This window comes from Sphingobium sp. TomTYG46 (genome assembly GCF_055396345.1).
Window position 1 is genome coordinate 1,443,080 of sequence record NZ_AP027324.1, and the last position, 15,365, is coordinate 1,458,444.

18 protein-coding genes are annotated in these 15,365 nt (G+C 62.4%); 5 read left to right on the forward strand and 13 right to left on the reverse strand.

The genetic code is table 11. The features are described 5' to 3' along the window. Positions 1 to 271 precede the first annotated feature (271 nt). From ACZ5YV_RS07370 to ACZ5YV_RS07405, 8 genes are all read right to left on the reverse strand, one after another. The gene (locus tag ACZ5YV_RS07370) at positions 272 to 592 is read right to left on the reverse strand and encodes a hypothetical protein (RefSeq protein ID WP_464787048.1); all 321 of its coding nucleotides are present in this window, start codon (positions 590 to 592) and stop codon (positions 272 to 274) included. Beyond that, on the reverse strand, positions 585 to 776 hold the full coding sequence (locus tag ACZ5YV_RS07375; protein WP_464787049.1) for a hypothetical protein: 192 nt from the start codon (positions 774 to 776) through the stop codon (positions 585 to 587). Before ACZ5YV_RS07375 ends, ACZ5YV_RS07370 begins: the two co-directional genes overlap by 8 nt. After that, positions 773 to 964, reverse strand: a complete 192-nt coding sequence (locus ACZ5YV_RS07380; RefSeq protein ID WP_464787050.1) for a hypothetical protein — start codon at positions 962 to 964, stop codon at positions 773 to 775. Before ACZ5YV_RS07380 ends, ACZ5YV_RS07375 begins: the two co-directional genes overlap by 4 nt. Continuing rightward, a complete protein-coding gene (locus ACZ5YV_RS07385; RefSeq protein WP_464787051.1) occupies positions 957 to 1,082 on the reverse strand; it encodes a hypothetical protein in 126 nt (41 codons plus the stop codon). The genes ACZ5YV_RS07380 and ACZ5YV_RS07385 overlap by 8 nt, the downstream gene beginning before the upstream one ends. A gap of 83 nt (positions 1,083 to 1,165) precedes the next feature. Then, the gene (locus ACZ5YV_RS07390; RefSeq protein WP_464787052.1) at positions 1,166 to 1,357 is read right to left on the reverse strand and encodes an excisionase; all 192 of its coding nucleotides are present in this window, start codon (positions 1,355 to 1,357) and stop codon (positions 1,166 to 1,168) included. Positions 1,358 to 1,465: 108 nt separating this feature from the next. After that, entirely contained in the window at positions 1,466 to 2,149 is a 684-nt protein-coding gene (locus tag ACZ5YV_RS07395) for a hypothetical protein (protein WP_464787053.1), read from the reverse strand. Between the two features lie 127 nt (positions 2,150 to 2,276). Continuing rightward, complete coding sequence (locus ACZ5YV_RS07400; RefSeq protein ID WP_464787054.1) at positions 2,277 to 3,518, reverse strand: tyrosine-type recombinase/integrase; 1,242 nt, start codon at positions 3,516 to 3,518, stop codon at positions 2,277 to 2,279. Positions 3,519 to 3,683: 165 nt separating this feature from the next. After that, entirely contained in the window at positions 3,684 to 4,478 is a 795-nt protein-coding gene (locus ACZ5YV_RS07405; RefSeq protein WP_464787055.1) for a sulfite exporter TauE/SafE family protein, read from the reverse strand. Positions 4,479 to 4,645: 167 nt separating this feature from the next. On the opposite strand from ACZ5YV_RS07405, the gene ACZ5YV_RS07410 reads away from it, so the two are divergent. Beyond that, positions 4,646 to 5,320: a glutathione S-transferase family protein gene (locus ACZ5YV_RS07410; RefSeq protein WP_464787056.1), complete on the forward strand. Its 675-nt coding sequence runs from the start codon at positions 4,646 to 4,648 to the stop codon at positions 5,318 to 5,320. Between the two features lie 203 nt (positions 5,321 to 5,523). On the opposite strand, the gene ndk is transcribed toward ACZ5YV_RS07410, so the two are convergent. The 3 genes from ndk to ACZ5YV_RS07425 form a co-directional block, all read right to left on the reverse strand. Then, complete coding sequence (gene ndk / locus ACZ5YV_RS07415; protein WP_009820765.1) at positions 5,524 to 5,946, reverse strand: nucleoside-diphosphate kinase; 423 nt, start codon at positions 5,944 to 5,946, stop codon at positions 5,524 to 5,526. Between the two features lie 89 nt (positions 5,947 to 6,035). Then, positions 6,036 to 6,473 (reverse strand): DNA polymerase III subunit chi, encoded by a 438-nt coding sequence (locus tag ACZ5YV_RS07420; RefSeq protein ID WP_464787057.1) that lies wholly within the window; start codon positions 6,471 to 6,473, stop codon positions 6,036 to 6,038. Beyond that, the gene (locus ACZ5YV_RS07425) at positions 6,473 to 7,918 is read right to left on the reverse strand and encodes a leucyl aminopeptidase (protein WP_464787058.1); all 1,446 of its coding nucleotides are present in this window, start codon (positions 7,916 to 7,918) and stop codon (positions 6,473 to 6,475) included. The genes ACZ5YV_RS07420 and ACZ5YV_RS07425 overlap by 1 nt, the downstream gene beginning before the upstream one ends. A gap of 255 nt (positions 7,919 to 8,173) precedes the next feature. Here ACZ5YV_RS07425 and ACZ5YV_RS07430 point away from each other — a divergent pair, with 255 nt between their 5' ends. The 4 genes from ACZ5YV_RS07430 to rsmA all read left to right on the forward strand — a co-directional run bounded on the left by ACZ5YV_RS07430 (position 8,174) and on the right by rsmA (position 13,717). Next, a complete protein-coding gene (locus tag ACZ5YV_RS07430) occupies positions 8,174 to 10,378 on the forward strand; it encodes an LPS-assembly protein LptD (RefSeq protein ID WP_464789173.1) in 2,205 nt (734 codons plus the stop codon). A 100-nt stretch (positions 10,379 to 10,478) separates the two neighbouring features. Further along, entirely contained in the window at positions 10,479 to 11,864 is a 1,386-nt protein-coding gene (locus ACZ5YV_RS07435; RefSeq protein ID WP_464787059.1) for a peptidylprolyl isomerase, read from the forward strand. Continuing rightward, on the forward strand, positions 11,842 to 12,879 hold the full coding sequence (gene pdxA, locus ACZ5YV_RS07440; protein ID WP_464787060.1) for a 4-hydroxythreonine-4-phosphate dehydrogenase PdxA: 1,038 nt from the start codon (positions 11,842 to 11,844) through the stop codon (positions 12,877 to 12,879). Before ACZ5YV_RS07435 ends, pdxA begins: the two co-directional genes overlap by 23 nt. Then, positions 12,869 to 13,717: a 16S rRNA (adenine(1518)-N(6)/adenine(1519)-N(6))-dimethyltransferase RsmA gene (gene rsmA, locus ACZ5YV_RS07445; RefSeq protein WP_464787061.1), complete on the forward strand. Its 849-nt coding sequence runs from the start codon at positions 12,869 to 12,871 to the stop codon at positions 13,715 to 13,717. The genes pdxA and rsmA overlap by 11 nt, the downstream gene beginning before the upstream one ends. A gap of 15 nt (positions 13,718 to 13,732) precedes the next feature. Here the strand turns inward: rsmA and ACZ5YV_RS07450 are convergent, their stop codons facing one another. Together ACZ5YV_RS07450 and ACZ5YV_RS07455 are read right to left on the reverse strand one after the other, a co-directional pair. Continuing rightward, entirely contained in the window at positions 13,733 to 14,533 is an 801-nt protein-coding gene (locus tag ACZ5YV_RS07450; RefSeq protein WP_464787062.1) for a COG4705 family protein, read from the reverse strand. Between the two features lie 298 nt (positions 14,534 to 14,831). Beyond that, positions 14,832 to 15,350: a tetratricopeptide repeat protein gene (locus tag ACZ5YV_RS07455; RefSeq protein ID WP_464787063.1), complete on the reverse strand. Its 519-nt coding sequence runs from the start codon at positions 15,348 to 15,350 to the stop codon at positions 14,832 to 14,834. Positions 15,351 to 15,365 lie beyond the last annotated feature (15 nt).

Consider the following 15,365-nt stretch of genomic DNA (forward strand, 5'->3'; position numbering starts at 1 on the left):
ATTCCCTCATCTCTCAAACCCTCCCGCAACATGGGCTAGGATCGCAGCGGGAATATAGACCCCGGCTCTCCCATCCAATTCCTCCCTGTTCAGGCGGTGGGCGGCAGCAATTGCCACTTCCGCACATGAGAAGGTGGCGAAGTACCCCCAGCTATTACCGGAGCGGCTTTCATGCCCGATTTCGAAATGCTCGGGACCCTGCATCCAGATATGAATGGTCCCGCCTTCTGCTGGCTCCGGGAGCCCAGCGGATCGGAGGAAGGGGACGACCTCACCCATTGGCAACCTCCTTCGTGCGATAGGCGGGCAGAACCCACACGATGCTTGCGATGCCCGCATCGCTCTTGCGGCGCATACCGCTGTCCACGATCGCCTTCTTGATCCGCAGTTCACTTGTGCGAGGGCGGACGCGGAACCGCTCCCAGCCGAGCCGGGCAGCGATCTCGTCACCCGTCGCCCCTGCCTGGGCCACTTCGGCCAGAACGGTGAGGATTTGCTTCTGAAGATAAGGAACAGCGGGAGCGATGAAGTCCGCCGCTGCAATGGCGGTGTCTACGGGATAGGCCCCCGGATAATTAGGATAGTCAGCCATGTTCGACCTCCAATCCCGCGCGTTCCGCGAGTTGATGGAGCCATTTGGATTGAGCATCGCTCAGCGGCATGTCGCCATCCGCGCAAAGCTGGCCCAGAAATTGGCCGCTACGCCGCGTCAGGCGGGTCTGGCCGTCACGATGGGCGGTCAGAATGGCGAAAGCCATATCGGCGGGAACCATCATGCCGCGCCTCCTTCCGCCGTCTGATCGATGATCGCCCAGCCGTGCGCTGAATGGCGGGCATCGGCGCAAGCCTTGGCTCCGGCAAGGTTGCGAAATTCAAGACTGGGCCATGATATGGAACGAGGCGCAAAGCTGACCACGAAGCGGCCACCGATCGCGGCTTTGGTGATGATGATCTTATCAGGCATCGGCTTCCTCCCCGAAAAGAATGGAAGCGATCACGCGCGCATAAGGAACGGAAAGGCGATGGCGGTTGCGGAGAAGTTGCACCGGCCAGTCTGCGTCATTATACTGTGCGGAGATCATTGAACCAGATTGACGCCGCTCTGTCCCCACAGGGCGGCGTTTCTGTTTAGGGGTTTTCGGCTCCCCAGCCGTGGCCACCGGCATCAGGCAGCCACCTTGCCCTGATCTTCAAGGCGGCGGGCGACCAGCGCCTTGATGCTTGAGGTGGTGACGCGGGTGGCGCGTCCGATTTTGAAAGTTTCTAGCTCGCCAGCGGCGATCAGTTCATATCCCTTGGTGACGCCGACACCAATGCTGGCGAAGGCGACCTTTGGGGAGACGGCAAGAGGCTCCATGTGCTCAGTTCCTTTCGCTCATCGCTGCGGGGTGCAGCGAATGACAGCGAAAGAAAGCCGGAAGCTGCGGCGAATTACGGCCGACAACCGCCGCGAATTGCCGTGATATTAGTTCCCGGCGAGATGGTGGAATGTCTCATTGAAAGCAGCAACTGCATCTTGATAGGTCGTGCGCGGAAGGTCTCCACGCAGATGTTCGGGCAGTTCGTTCATCGCTATCTGATCTAGCTCCTTAAGAACCTCTTCGGTCCCGACTGCTGCAATCCCCGCTGCTGTATCATCGCGCCTGCTTACCCACACGGCCAACGCCACAGAAAACCGCGTCCACCCGGCCTTGTCTGGCCGACGCCCACCACCACCCCTTCGCGGCGGGTCCGTTGGTTCGCCGTCGATCGAAGCGTCTACGGCGGTGACTTTGGACTGCCCCTCAGGATCGGTTGTAGCCGCCAACGCTTCCCCGAAGATCGTACGGAAGTCGGCGGCAGCGCATTTGATACCTCTCAGCTTCACCCGGCGATTTCCGCGCTGCTCATTGGCATCCAAGGCGCTGCTCCGGTAGTCCACGTTGGGTTTGATTACGGATTGCCAGACCCAAACCGGCACTTGGTGCCCGTCATGAGTTGAGACGCTATCTCCGCTGAAGATCAGCGAGCGATCGGCTACTGCCCTGATCTCTCCATCCCGCAATGCGCTCAGCAACTTCTCCGAAGCATCCCATGGATAGGCATCGATCAGCGCTGCGTGACATTCCGATAGAGGCAGGAAGTCCCCGCCATCTGCTCCTTCTTCCATAACCCACTCCGCAGGTCGCTCCACCATTCAGAAAGAGAGGGCAACGCGGCGGAGTGTCGCGTCATTCGGGCCGTCGCCCTAGCCCCCTCTCCTTCAATCGCCCTTCCAGGCCAATTGAAGCTCCTAATCATCCGACTGCCAGGCGAACGACATTCGTCGGCACCGTCAGAAACTCTCCCCATGCGTCCAGCAAATCGCGCCGTAACTGGATGAATGTCGTCCGCTTGTAGGCAGCCACCACTTTGTCGGGGACGATGTGCGCCAGCGCCGCCTCTGCCACGGGATCAGGGATCGAAGGCATCCTTTCAGCAGCCCAGTCCCGGAAGGAGGACCGGAACCCATGCGGCACATACTCCAACCCCTTGTCGCGCATGATCTTGGAAATGGTCATGTCGCTCAGCGCCTGGCCCTTGCTGCCGGGGAAGACGGGCTTATCTGGATCCGCCCCGGTCAATTCCGCCGCGCGCTTGAGAACGGAAATCGCCTGATCATTGAGTGTGACGCTATGAGCCTTCGCCTTCCGCCCCTTCATGATCTCAGCGGGTCGGTTCCACAGCTTGCCGTCTAGGTCGATATGCGCCCATGTGGTTTTGCGGACCTCACCCGATCGCGCGGCAGTGAAGATCAGGAAACGGAGCGCCAGCTTGCCCATCGTCTCCGCATCGGCCTCCAGCCCAGCGACAAAGGCTGGCACCTCCTCAAAGGGCATCGCCGGGTAATTACCTCCGTTCGGACGCTCGCCCAGCATGAAGGACAAGGCGCGCAGCGGCGCTTCAGTCGAACGCCACCCTTCGCTGTTGGAATAGTTCAGGACTGCCGCGATCCGCTGGCGCAGCTTCCCTGCCGTTACGGGCATCGTCGTCCAGATCGGACCGAGGGCATCGCGCATAGCGGCGGCATCAATCTGATCCACCGGCTTTGCCCCGATGTGCGGATAAGCATGCTCCGTCAGGGAATTGATGAAGCGAGACGTGTGCGCCTTCGTCCAAGTGCCCGCCATGCTTTTCTTATAGGCCTCGGCGGCATCCTTGAATGTGCGACTGGCGCGGCGATCCTTGTCCCTCTCTGCCACTGGATCGCGCCCAGCCTTGGCGAGCCGCCGCAGAATGGCGGCCTTCTCGCGCGCCTCGGCTAAAGTGAGCAGCCGTCGCTCCAGAATAGGAATGTCATCAACCGGATCGCCGGATGTGATCTTTCTCGGTGCGAGATCAACCGAGCCCAAGCCAATATCACGGCGACTTCCGTCAAACTGGACACGCAGCAGCCAGGACCGACCGCCTGTAGGCCTCACCAGCAGGTAAAGCCCTTCGCCATCAGCGTGACGGCCCGGCTTCGCGTTCTTGACTGTGGTCGCTGTCAGCTTGCCCATGTGTCACCTCATTCGTTCCCTCATAATGAAGCGACTTTAGGCGAAGGTCAACGAACGCAAGCGGAACAGGTCGGACGATCATAAAGGGAACAGTGGCAGATTTCCGAAGAGTCGCGAAAGTGAGCGAAGGAAGGTTATAAGTTGGCTCGGGCCTCCAAAGCTGCCTCATCCTGCGATAAGGCGCCAGCCCACCAGAACCAGGATGATCGCCAGCAACGGCTGAAGCACGCGGTCTGATGCGCGCGTCGCCAGCAACGATCCGATGATGATGCCCGGGATCGACCCGATCAGCAGGTTGGCGAGCAGCATGCCGTTCACATTGCCGATCCAAAGATGGCCCAGCCCGGCGATCAGGGTAAGCGGCACGGCATGGACAATATCCGTCGCCACCAAACGTTGCAGCCGCATGCGGAGGGGATAGAGCGCAAGGAGCAAGGTCGCGCCGATCGCCCCCGCACCCACGGAGGTCAGTGTTACCATCGCCCCCAGCAGCGCACCCGCAGCAACCGTCAGCGGAGGCTGCCAACGCGTGAAGCGATCGGCGGTGCCAACGCGGCGGGCCAAGGCCCAACGGTGGAAATGTCCACGCAGCAGGGTTGCAACCGCCGTAATGATCAGGACGCCGCCCAGCGCGCTAGTGACAATGCCGCTCTTGATCTGCTGCACATGCGTCTGGGAAAGGATCAACAGCGTGATCAGCGCGGCGGGAAGGCTCCCCAGGCACAGGCGCTTCACCACCTGATAGTCCGGCCCGCCATCTGGCCCGCCGTGACGATGATGAATCGCACCGCCCACTGACTTGGTGATGGCCGCGAACCAGAGGTCGGTGCCGACCGCCGTCGCCGGCGCTACGCCGAACAGTAGGATGAGGATTGGCGCCATCAGCGACCCGCCGCCAACGCCAGTCATTCCGACCATGATTCCGACGAACAGGCCCGCTATTCCATGCAGCCAGTCCATAATTCCCCCACTTCCGCATTCAGTTCGCCGTTGCGCCATACGACGACGCCCATGATGCCGCCAAGCCCCGCGCAAAGTATTTTCTACCAAAATAATATAGAAAGCGACTCGAATGCGCCGTCCGGTTGCTCTCGACACCCCTTCCTTCGCCCGTCTAAAGAAGGGCGATGATGAAGCTATTCATAGGCAACAAGGCATATTCCAGCTGGTCTCTGCGCGGCTGGCTCGCCTGCAAGCTCAGCGGGTTGCCGTTCGAGGAAGTCGTGGTCCCGCTTTATGATGAAGCATGGGAAAAGCGGCGCGAAGGCGATGAATTCGCCCCTTCTTCAGGCAAGGTGCCCATATTGTGGGACGGCGACGACACCGTTGTCTGGGACAGCCTGGCGATTATCGAATATCTGAACGAGAAGGCTGGCGGCGACAAATTCTGGCCCACCGATACGGCGGCGCGGGCGATGGCCCGGTCCATGGCGGCGGAGATGCATTCCAGCTTCGCGGCGCTGCGGCGCGAGCACAGCATGAACATCCGCCAGATTTACGACGCCGTACCGCCCTCCGAGGCTGTCGCGCAGGACATCGCCCGCATCATGCAGCTATGGGCACAGGCCCGAGCTCGTTATGGTGGCGTGGGCGATTTCCTGTTCGGCGAATTTGGCGCGGTGGATGTGATGTTCGCCCCGGTCGTGACGCGCTTCATAACCTATCAGCTGCCCGTCGCACGTTTTGCCGAAGCCTATATGCAGGCGGTCGTCAATCATCCCTGGATGCAGGAATGGATCGGCGGCGCACAGGCTGAGGAATGGGTGATCGACCGATTCGAGGCGCCGCCGGTTTCCAATTGAGGCGTCGGCAGATTCGGTCTTGGAGGCCATTCCCTATCTCCTTCAGGGGTCTGCCAGAGGCGCATGACTCTGGCCGAGGTGCCGAGCGCAGCGAAGGCGGGAGAGGTGCCTGAAAGGCGAGATCGCTCACCTTCTCCCGCCCAAAACAAAAAAGGGCCGGCGGACTTGCGTCCCCGGCCCCTTTTTCATCCTGATCGATTAGATCAGCCGACGATTTCTTCGGGCTTGAAGAAATAGGCGATCTCGATCGCGGCATTTTCCTCGCTGTCCGAACCATGGACCGAGTTCGCTTCGATCGACTCGGCATAATCCTTGCGGATCGTGCCTTCGTCGGCGTTGGCCGGGTTGGTGGCGCCCATGATGTCGCGGTTGCGCTTCACGGCGTCTTCGCCTTCCAGAACCTGGACGACGACCGGGCCGGAAATCATGAAGGCAACCAGATCAGCGAAGAAAGGGCGTTCCTTGTGAACGGCATAGAAGCCTTCGGCCTGCTCGCGGCTCATGCGGATGCGCTTGGACGCGACGACGCGCAGGCCTGCTTCTTCCAGCTTCTTGGTCACGGCGCCGGTCAGGTTGCGGCGCGTGGCGTCAGGCTTGATGATCGAAAAGGTGCGGGTCACGGCCATGAGGCTCAAAAGCTCCGGATTGTTGGAATTGGCGCGCCCTTTAGACCGCGCCGCTCCGCACCGCAAGGGGGCGTGACCGCCCCACTCGCTCACGGACCCTGCACCCATTTCCCCTGCTCCTGCCGCCAGAAGCGGGGCGTCACCCCCTCCCGCTTCGACAGGGCGCGCCAGCTTTCTCGCGCACCGTCGACGGTCAGCGCGTCGAAAAAGTAGAAAGCCCGCTCGAAATCCAGCGCCTCTTCACGCCAGATGCCATCGGCTATGGCGACATGCCGGGCGCCGTTCGCAGGGCTGCAATCGTGCGCCAGAAGTACCGGCTGCATCGCCTCACTGCCCTCCCCCGCCCGACCGTGGGCAAGGAAGCTTTCCGGCGGCCCGTTCCACAGCCCGGCCGAAATGCGTTCAAGCTGCGCCTCGTCCTGCGCGACCACCAACAACCGTTCACCCAGGCCGAGTATGCGCGCGGCAATGGCGGGCAGCACCCGGTCCACAGGATCACGGCTAAGCTGGTAGAAATCGACCTGCATCAGCGCTCAAACTTGTCCGCCACCAGACGATCGATCAGGCGCACGCCATAGCCGGTCGCGCCCTTGTCCCAGGTTGCACCGGGCTTATCCGCCCAGACCATGCCCGCAATGTCGAGATGTGCCCACTTGACCCCATCATCGACGAATCGCTTGATGAACTGCGCGGCGGTGATCGATCCCGCATAGCGCGCACCCATATTCTTCATGTCGGCAATCGGGCTGTCGATTAGCTTGTTATAGGCATCGCCTAGCGGAAAGCGCCAAAGCTGGTCGCCTGCCGCCTTGCCAGCAGCGAGCAGATCCTCGGCAAGCCCTTCGTCATTGGCGAACAGTCCGGCATATTGATCGCCCAACGCCACGATCATCGCGCCGGTCAGTGTGGCAAGATCAATGACAACCTCGGGAGAATAGGTTTTCTGCGCCCAGGTGATGACGTCGCACAGCACCAGTCGACCTTCGGCATCGGTGTTGATGACCTCGATCGTCTGGCCCGACATGGAGGTCACGATGTCGCCGGGACGCTGCGCGTTGCCGTCCGGCATGTTTTCCACAAGGCCGCAAACGCCGATGACGCGTGCCTTCGCCTTGCGCCCCGCGAGCGCCTTCATCGCGCCCGCGACCGCGCCTGCGCCGCCCATGTCCCACTTCATGTCTTCCATGCCCGCGCCGGGCTTCAATGAAATGCCGCCGGTATCAAAGGTGACACCCTTGCCGACAAAGACGATGGGCTTGTCGCCCGCGCCGCCCGTGCCATCCCACTCCATCGCCAGCAGGCGTGGCTCGCGCACCGACCCCTGCGCAACGCCGAGCAATGCGCCCATGCCCAGTTCCGCCATCGCCGCCTTGTCGAGAACGGTGATCTTGACGCCCAGCTGTTCAAGATGACGGCAGCGTTCCACGAAGCTTTCCGGATACAGGATGTTCGCGGGTTCAGAGACCAGCTCGCGCGTGAAGGTGACGCCATCGGCCACCGCCGAAAGCCGCTGCCAATGCGCGTCCGCGTCATTCGCCACGACCGACAGCTTCATCAATGTGGGCTTCGTCTTTTCCGGCTGCCGGGTGCGGTAGGTATCTATCCGCCAGGCGCGCAGGGATGCGCCAAAGGCAAAATGGGCCGCCTTGTCGCCAGCCGCGCCGCCGAAAAATTCCACTGCGACATGGCTCGCCCCGCTCGTCAGCAGACGCGCGGTCAGCGCCGCGCCCGCTCGCTCATAATCCGCTTCGCTCCCGCTGCCGGTGCCGACCAGAACGATGCGCAGCACCTTGCCGCCCTCTTCGGCGAAGCTTTCAAAGCTTGCCCCCGCCTCACCCGTGAAGCGCGCCGCCGCCGCTCCCGCCGCCAGAGTAGGCGCCGCCGCGATCGGCAAGGCATCGAAACCGCCCTTGGGAACGGCAAAGACCAGCGTGTCGGCGTCGGGACGCACCGGGGTGAATGCGATTTCCATCAAGGGTCCTTCTTCTGCTTTTCTGATCGTGTGGCGCTAGGAACGCTCCATGCCAGATAATGTCGCTTGCCCCATCTGGCAAAGCCGTTCGACCGATTTCCCGTAAAAGAAGCGTGACGAAAGATTGCGGCGCGCGCAAAGCAATGCGATAGGCGGGCAACGAAGCGCCCCTGAAGAGGCACGATCCCCTTGCAGAATTTTTCCCGTTCCTCGCGTCTGAAACATATGCTGGCCGCAAGCGCGGCGCTCGCCTGCATGGGCGGGATGCCGCATGCCTTCGCACAGGAGTTGCAATCACCGCCGACGCCCGTCAGCGCGCCCGACGCTCCCGTGCCCGCGACCGACGAGCAAATCGGCTTTTCGGCCGATGCCCTGGAATATGACAATAATACGGAAATCGTGACGGCCACCGGCAACGTCCAGCTGCTCCGGCAAGGCAACCGGCTGCGCGCGGACAAGGTGGTGTGGAACCGGACCACGGGACAAGTGGAAGCGCGCGGCAATGTCTCGGCGACCGATCCCGAAGGCAATATCGCTTATGGCGACCGCTTCCAGGTGACCGACACGCTGAAGGACGGCACGGTCGAAAACATGCTGCTGGTGCTTCAGTCGGGCGGCCGATTGGCGGCCGTGCAGGGCGTTCGGGTGAACGGCGTCTATACGCTGCACAAGGCCGCCTATACCGGCTGCAGCGTAGTGGACAGCGACGGCTGCCCCAAGGAACCCACCTGGCAGATCAAGGCGGTAAAGGTCGTCTACGACCCCGTCGCCGCTCGCGTGCGATACCGTAACGCCAGCGTGGAAATATTCGGCCTGCCGCTCATTCCGCTGCCCGGCTTTTCACACCCGGTCGGCGACACGGGCGGCACCGGGCTGCTGGTGCCGAACCTCCGCTACGACCGGAACAATGGCGTCGAAGTCGCCCTGCCCTATTACATCAAGCTGGCGCCCAACCGCGACCTGACGATCACGCCGCACGTCTATTCCAAGACGCTGCCGATGCTGGAAACGAATTTCCGCCATCGCTGGGACCGTGGCGCCTATCAGATCACCGGATATGTCACCAATGCGCGGCGGATCGACGCGAGCAGTTCCCTGCCCGGCTCCACCGGCCCAGCGGGATCGGAAAAGGGCTTCCGCGGCTATGTCGATGCCAGCGGCGCTATGCAACTGACACCGGAATGGAGCGTCAACGGATCGCTCCGCGTGGCGAGCGACCGCACCTTCCTGCGCCGCTACGACATCAGTCGCGACGATCGGCTGCGTTCGACCCTGGGCGCCCAGCGCATCGGCGAGAACAGCTATTTCTCCATCGCGGGCTGGGCCGTCCAGACGCTGCGCCTCGGCGATCCGCAGGGGCAAACGCCGATCGCGCTGCCCGTGATCGACTATCGCCTGCGTCTGATGGACCCGCTGCTCGGCGGCCGGATTCAGTTTCAGGCGAACAGCCTCGCTATCACCCGCACCCACGGTCAGGATACGCAGCGCGCCTTCGCTGCCTTTGAATGGAACCTGCGCAAGCTGACGGGCATGGGTCAGGAGGTGAATTTCACCACCTATCTGCGCGGCGACGTCTATCACAGCAGTGACAATCTACAGAACAACATCGCCCGCTATGCCGGCGATCCCGGCTGGCAGGCGCGCGGCATCGCCGCAGCCGCGATCGATGTCCGCTGGCCCTTCATGGGTGAGGCGTTCGGCGGCGTGCAGCGGATCGCGCCCCGCGTGCAGATCGTAGCAGCGCCCCGGCTGGCAAATCTTTCGCTACCCAATGAAGACGCGCGCGCCATCGATCTGGAAGACAGCAACCTCTTCGCGCTCAATCGCTTCGCAGGCTATGACCGGTTCGAAGATTCGACCCGCATCACCTATGGTCTGGAATATAGCCTCTCCCTGCCAGGCTTTTCGCTGGAAAGCGTGGTCGGCCAAAGCTACCGCCTCAACAGTCGAGAAAGCATCCTGCCCGACGGCACCGGCCTTTCCGATCGCATGTCCGACATCGTCGGCCGCACGACCGTCCGTTTCCGGGATTTCGTCAGCCTCATCCACCGTTTCCGCCTGGACAAGGACGGGCTGGCGGTGCGCCGCAACGAAATCGACGCAACGATCGGCAGCCGCAAAACCTATGCCATGGTCGGCTATCTCCGGCTCAACCGGAACGCCGCGACGGGGCTTGAAGATTTGCAGGACCGCGAGGAACTGCGTTTCGGCGGCCGTGTGCAGTTTGCCCGCTTCTGGTCCGTTTTCGGGTCCACCGTCGTCGATCTGACCGACAGGAAAGAAGATCCGCTCAGCGTCTCCGACGGCTACGAACCCGTCCGTCACCGGCTCGGCATCGCTTATCAGGATGACTGCCTGACGCTGGGCCTGACGTGGCGTCGCGATTATCTGGCCGCCGGTGACGCGCGAAAGGGCAATAGCTTCCAACTACGGCTGGCTTTTCGGAATATCGGCATATAAGGATCAGCCTTCCCGTTCAGGACCGGTTCTGGCCGCTCAGGACCGGTTAAGGCGGACCGGCGCATCACGCGCTGGACCGTAATGGAGAGTTTTGTCGACGATGCAGCCTGTCGTTTCCCCGCCTTCCCGCCTTGGACAATCGCTTCGGACCAGCGCGCGCGCCCTGCTCCTGTCCTCTATCCTGTTGGGATCGATCGGCAGCCCTGTCGCCGCGCAGACCGTCAATGACGATGAAGGGGTTGCCGCGCAGCAGTTGAACCTGCCCAAGGACGTGACCGTCTTTGGCAAAAGCGATCCCAATGTCCGCAAGGCTACGGCCATCGTCAACGGCCGCATCATCACCGGCACCGATGTGGATCAGCGCCTGGCGCTCATCCTCGCGGCAAATGGCGGCAAGGTGTCGCCAGAGGAACGGGAGCGTCTGCGCGTGCAGGTGCTGCGCAACCTCATCGACGAGACGCTTCAGATTCAGGAAGCCGCCGCCCACGACATCAAGATCGACAAGTCGGAAATCGACCAGAGCTATGAACGTGTCGCGGCGAACTTCAAGCAGTCGCCCGCCCAGTTCGACCAATATCTGCGCACGCAGGGCAGCGCGCCCGCCAGCATCAGGCGCCAGATCGAAGGCGAGCTGGCGTGGAGCCGGCTGCTCCGCCGCAACATCCAGCCCTTCGTCAACGTTTCCGCCGATGAGGTGAAGTCGGTCGTCGATCGCATGAACGCGGCCAAGGGCAGCGACGAATATCGCATCGGTGAAATCTACCTGTCGGCAACGCCCGAAAATGAGGCGCAGATCGTCTCGAACGCCCGCAACATCATCGAACAGATCAAGCAGGGCGGCAGCTTCGCCGCCTACGCCCGGCAGTTTTCCGAAGCTTCGACGGCTGCTGTCGGCGGCGACCTCGGCTGGGTTCGCCCGGCGCAGTTGCCCGATGAACTGGCCAAGGCCGCCAATGAAATGCAGGTTGGGCAGCTCGCTGGTCCCATCCCCGTCCCGGGCGGCATCTCCGTCATCTATGTCATGGACAAGCGCAAGGTGCTGACCGCCGATCCACGCGACTCTCTGCTCAGCCTCAAGCAATTGTCGATCAGCTTCCCGCCCGGCACGACCAAGGAGCAGGCGAGTGCCAAGGCGGCCAGCTTCGCCGCGCAGATCAAGACGATCAAGGGATGCGGCCAGGCGAATGAACTGGGTGGCAAAATCGGCGCCGATGTCGTGGACAATGACAATGTGAAGGTGCGCGACCTGCCGCCGCAGTTGCAGGACATCCTCCTCGGCTTGCAAGTTGGTGAAGCGACCCCTCCCTTTGGCTCGGTCAATGACGGCGTGCGCGTTCTCGTCGTTTGCGGCCGCGATGAAGCCAGCAGCGCCGCCGCGCCGAACCCCGAACAGATCATGGCTCAGCTGGAGGAAGAACGGGTCAACAAACGCGCCCGCATCTATCTGCGTGACCTTCGCCGCGATGCCATCATCGACTATAACTGATCCAGCCTCGGCTCGACCGGAGCTGGCACCTTTTGCCGTCCCGCTGGGCGACCCGGCGGGGATCGGGCCGGAAATCGTAGCGAAAAGCTGGGTGATGCGCGAAGCACGCGGATTGCCCACTTTTTTCGCCGTGGGTGACGCGGCATCCTTGCGCCGGGTCTGGTCCGGCCCTGTTGCCCCCATCGCCACGCCGCAAGAGGCTGCGGCGCTGTTCGACACCGCGCTTCCCTGCCTCCAGGTTGCCGACGCCGGTGAAATCGTGCCGGGCTCCCCCAGCATAGACGGCGCGCGCACTGCGTTTCAGGCACTGGAAGCGGCAGTGGGCCTCGCCCGCACCGGATCGGCCGCCGGGATCGTCACCGCCCCTGTCGGCAAGGAGCAGCTTTACGGCGTCGGCTTCACCCATCCTGGCCAGACCGAATTCGTCGCCGAACGTTGCGGCGTAGCCCCCCACAATGCGGTGATGATGCTCGCCGGTCCTTCATTGAAGGTCGTTCCGGTCACCATCCATATTCCGCTGGCGGAGGTCGCCTCGGTCCTGACCATCGACCTGATCCGCGCCCGCGCCATGACCACGGTCAAAGGGCTACAGCGCAATTTCGGCATCCCGCGCCCACGCATCGTCGTCGCCGGACTCAACCCCCATGCGGGTGAGGGCGGCGCGCTGGGCCGGGAAGAAATCGAGATCATCAGCCCGGCGATCGAATCGCTGCGGGAAGAAGGCATGGACATTGTCGGCCCCCTTTCCGCCGATGGCCTGTTCCACGCCCGCGCCCGCGAAACATACGATGCGGTGCTGTGCATGTATCACGACCAGGCGCTGATCCCGCTCAAGACCCTGCATTTCGATGAGGGCGTAAACATCACGCTCGGCCTGCCGATCGTGCGCACCTCGCCCGACCATGGCACCGCCTTCGGCATTGCCGGAACGGACAGCGCAAACCCCGGCGCGATGATGGCCGCACTCAAGATGGCGGCCGAAGCTGCGCGATCGCGGTTGAGCCATGGGGGCTGATACACGGCGGGTCCTGCCGCCGTTGCGGGAAGTCATCGCTGCGCACGGCCTGCAAGCGAGCAAGGCGCTCGGCCAGAACTTCCTGCTTGATGAACAGTTGCTCGATCGCATTGCCGCCATCCCCGGGTCACTGAAAGATCAGCCCGCGTTTGAGGTCGGACCCGGCCCGGGCGGCCTGACCCGCGCGATCCTGCGAGCCGGAGCGCGGCTGGTCGCGGTCGAGCGGGATCACCGCTGCCTGCCCGCTCTAGCTGAATTGTCGGATGCCTTTCCCGGCCAGTTGCGCATCATATCCGGCGACGCCATGCAGGTGGACGCGCATGCCGAAGCTGGCGAACATGCCCACATCATAGCCAACCTGCCCTATAATGTCGGCACTGCCCTGCTGATCGGCTGGCTGTCTGTGGAATGGAACCCGCTGCCTTGGTGGTCCTCCCTGACGCTCATGTTCCAGATGGAAGTCGCCGAGCGCATCGTCGCGAAACCCGGTGGCGACCATTATGGCCGGTTGGCGGTCCTGTCCCAATCGCGCAGCGACGCCCGCATCGCCATGAAAGTTCACCGCAGCGCCTTCACCCCGCCGCCCAAGGTCATGTCCGCCGTGGTCCACATCACGCCCAAAGCAGCGCCAGAAGGCGTGCAGCTCAAACATCTCGAACGCCTCACCGCCGCCGCCTTCGGCCAACGCCGCAAGATGCTGCGCCAAAGCCTCAAAGGTCTACCGGGGGCGCTGGAGGCGCTGGATCAAGTAGGCATAGATTCCCAGCGACGAGCCGAAACGGTCAGCGTGGAGGAGTTTGTCGAACTGGCTCGGGTGATGGGAGCGCGCAGAGCCTAGGTCTGCTGTGGGCGGTCAGCGGACGTTGCGGGCACGTCCACCGGCGCGTTGCGGAAACACTAAAATGAGCAAAAGGATGGCGGCTGCTATAGCTGCGGTAGCCAACGGACGGCTGAACTCCAGACCACCCTTTGCGATAGGTTTGTCCAAAAAGTCGCCAACAGTCGCGCCTAAGGGACGAGTTAAGATGAATGCCGCCCAAAAGAGAAGCACGCGCGAAACCGAAGTCCAGACATATAAAGCGGCAACGAAAATGAGCAGCCCACCGAAGATCATCGCCGCGCCGCTATACCCAAGCGAGCCGTCAGCAACCCAGTCGCCGAGCGCAGTGCCGAGGGTCTGTGAAAAAGTGATGGTGATCCAATAGAAAGTTTCGACCCTGGCCGTTTCAACGCAATTGACGTCCACTGACCCCAAGGTGCGATGCCAACTGAACAGCGACGCAATCACTAACGAAAACAGAAGAAGTGATCCACCCGGATATCCGAGTCCCATGGATCGTGTCACATAGTCGGCAAACGTGGTCCCTGCGGTGGTTGAGGCAATGATTGTAGTCCAATAGAGCCACGGATTGAAACGCCGAGCCCTGATTTGCAGCCACACAAGCGCTACAAGTAGAAGACCGAAAATGGCGGTGCCGACAAGATAGCCATTCACACCGCCGCCGCCTGCATTCGGCGTCGTTTCGCCGAGCCAACTCATGCTGACAGCATCTCCGCCCGTTTCGCCAAGGGTTGTGGCGAACACCTTGATCACCCAAAAAATTAGGGTCGCAGCGGGGACTTTGCTGATCCCGGCACGGGGTGAATCAAGCATGCGTCATCTCACAGAACGTTATTGAGTCTCGACGATCTTAGGACAACACATTTTGTCCGCCAATGGCCGCTTGAATCTGGGCAACTTACCCGTCCCTATCCGGAACGCCACCTATGGAGCGCAGAGCCTCGCGATTAGCGCCGTCGATGGCTGGCGAGCGTGGATTTCAGTCATCCCCCCCCCCCCCCGCAAGCGGGAGGGGGCTAGGGGGTGGGCCAGCGCAACGCCCGACCTCATTCAACAGCACCCCAGCAGGCTCGCTCCGCTCGCGCCCCACCTTAACCCCTTCAAGACAGCCTCAAGGCGTCTCGGTCGTCGCCGCCTTCGGCACCACGACAGCATCTTTAGCACTCAGCACGGTCGCAGGCGGCCCCTTCTGGATCGCGGCGGCGAGCTTGCCGACGGCCGCGCAGTCCGACTTGCACGCGCTCTGCGCCTGGGCAAGATTTTCCTTTGCCTTGGCGATCGCACCCTTTTCGACCATCGCCTCGCCCTGCCCGACCAGCGCATGCACATCGTTCGGATCGAGCAGCAGCGCCTCGCGATAAAGGCGGATGGCCTTGCCCTGAAGGCCCTGCGCACGAGCTACTTCGGCCAGTTCGATGTAGGCCGAGCGATTGCGCGGATCGACCGCCAGCGCCGTTTCCAGCGCATCGTTCGCCGCATCGAAATGCCCCGCCCGACGCGCAGTGACGCCCGCCTGCTGCCATTCGATCGACAAAGGCGAAATCTGGGCATCCGGCCGCTGCGTCAGACCGGCGCTGGACACGGTGGTCAGCAGGACGGCAAGGGCGATCGAAGCAGGGGTAAAACGCATGCACAACTCCAGCCA

Excerpts from the sequence above, each read along its gene's own strand:
- ACZ5YV_RS07405 (WP_464787055.1), bottom strand. The coding sequence starts at position 4,478 with ATGGACTGGCTGCATGGAATAGCGGGCCTGTTCGTCGGAATCATGGTC.
- ACZ5YV_RS07375 (WP_464787049.1), bottom strand. The coding sequence starts at position 776 with ATGATGGTTCCCGCCGATATGGCTTTCGCCATTCTGACCGCCCATCGT.
- ACZ5YV_RS07390 (WP_464787052.1), bottom strand. The coding sequence starts at position 1,357 with ATGGAGCCTCTTGCCGTCTCCCCAAAGGTCGCCTTCGCCAGCATTGGT.
- ACZ5YV_RS07400 (WP_464787054.1), bottom strand. The coding sequence starts at position 3,518 with ATGGGCAAGCTGACAGCGACCACAGTCAAGAACGCGAAGCCGGGCCGT.
- ACZ5YV_RS07395 (WP_464787053.1), bottom strand. The coding sequence starts at position 2,149 with ATGGAAGAAGGAGCAGATGGCGGGGACTTCCTGCCTCTATCGGAATGT.
- ACZ5YV_RS07435 (WP_464787059.1), top strand. The coding sequence starts at position 10,479 with ATGCAGCCTGTCGTTTCCCCGCCTTCCCGCCTTGGACAATCGCTTCGG.
- ACZ5YV_RS07385 (WP_464787051.1), bottom strand. The coding sequence starts at position 1,082 with ATGATCTCCGCACAGTATAATGACGCAGACTGGCCGGTGCAACTTCTC.
- rsmA (WP_464787061.1), top strand. The coding sequence starts at position 12,869 with ATGGGGGCTGATACACGGCGGGTCCTGCCGCCGTTGCGGGAAGTCATC.
- ACZ5YV_RS07380 (WP_464787050.1), bottom strand. The coding sequence starts at position 964 with ATGCCTGATAAGATCATCATCACCAAAGCCGCGATCGGTGGCCGCTTC.
- ACZ5YV_RS07425 (WP_464787058.1), bottom strand. The coding sequence starts at position 7,918 with ATGGAAATCGCATTCACCCCGGTGCGTCCCGACGCCGACACGCTGGTC.
- ACZ5YV_RS07455 (WP_464787063.1), bottom strand. The coding sequence starts at position 15,350 with ATGCGTTTTACCCCTGCTTCGATCGCCCTTGCCGTCCTGCTGACCACC.
- ACZ5YV_RS07370 (WP_464787048.1), bottom strand. The coding sequence starts at position 592 with ATGGCTGACTATCCTAATTATCCGGGGGCCTATCCCGTAGACACCGCC.
- ACZ5YV_RS07450 (WP_464787062.1), bottom strand. The coding sequence starts at position 14,533 with ATGCTTGATTCACCCCGTGCCGGGATCAGCAAAGTCCCCGCTGCGACC.
- pdxA (WP_464787060.1), top strand. The coding sequence starts at position 11,842 with ATGCCATCATCGACTATAACTGATCCAGCCTCGGCTCGACCGGAGCTG.
- ACZ5YV_RS07430 (WP_464789173.1), top strand. The coding sequence starts at position 8,174 with ATGGGCGGGATGCCGCATGCCTTCGCACAGGAGTTGCAATCACCGCCG.
- ACZ5YV_RS07420 (WP_464787057.1), bottom strand. The coding sequence starts at position 6,473 with ATGCAGGTCGATTTCTACCAGCTTAGCCGTGATCCTGTGGACCGGGTG.
- ACZ5YV_RS07410 (WP_464787056.1), top strand. The coding sequence starts at position 4,646 with ATGATGAAGCTATTCATAGGCAACAAGGCATATTCCAGCTGGTCTCTG.
- ndk (WP_009820765.1), bottom strand. The coding sequence starts at position 5,946 with ATGGCCGTGACCCGCACCTTTTCGATCATCAAGCCTGACGCCACGCGC.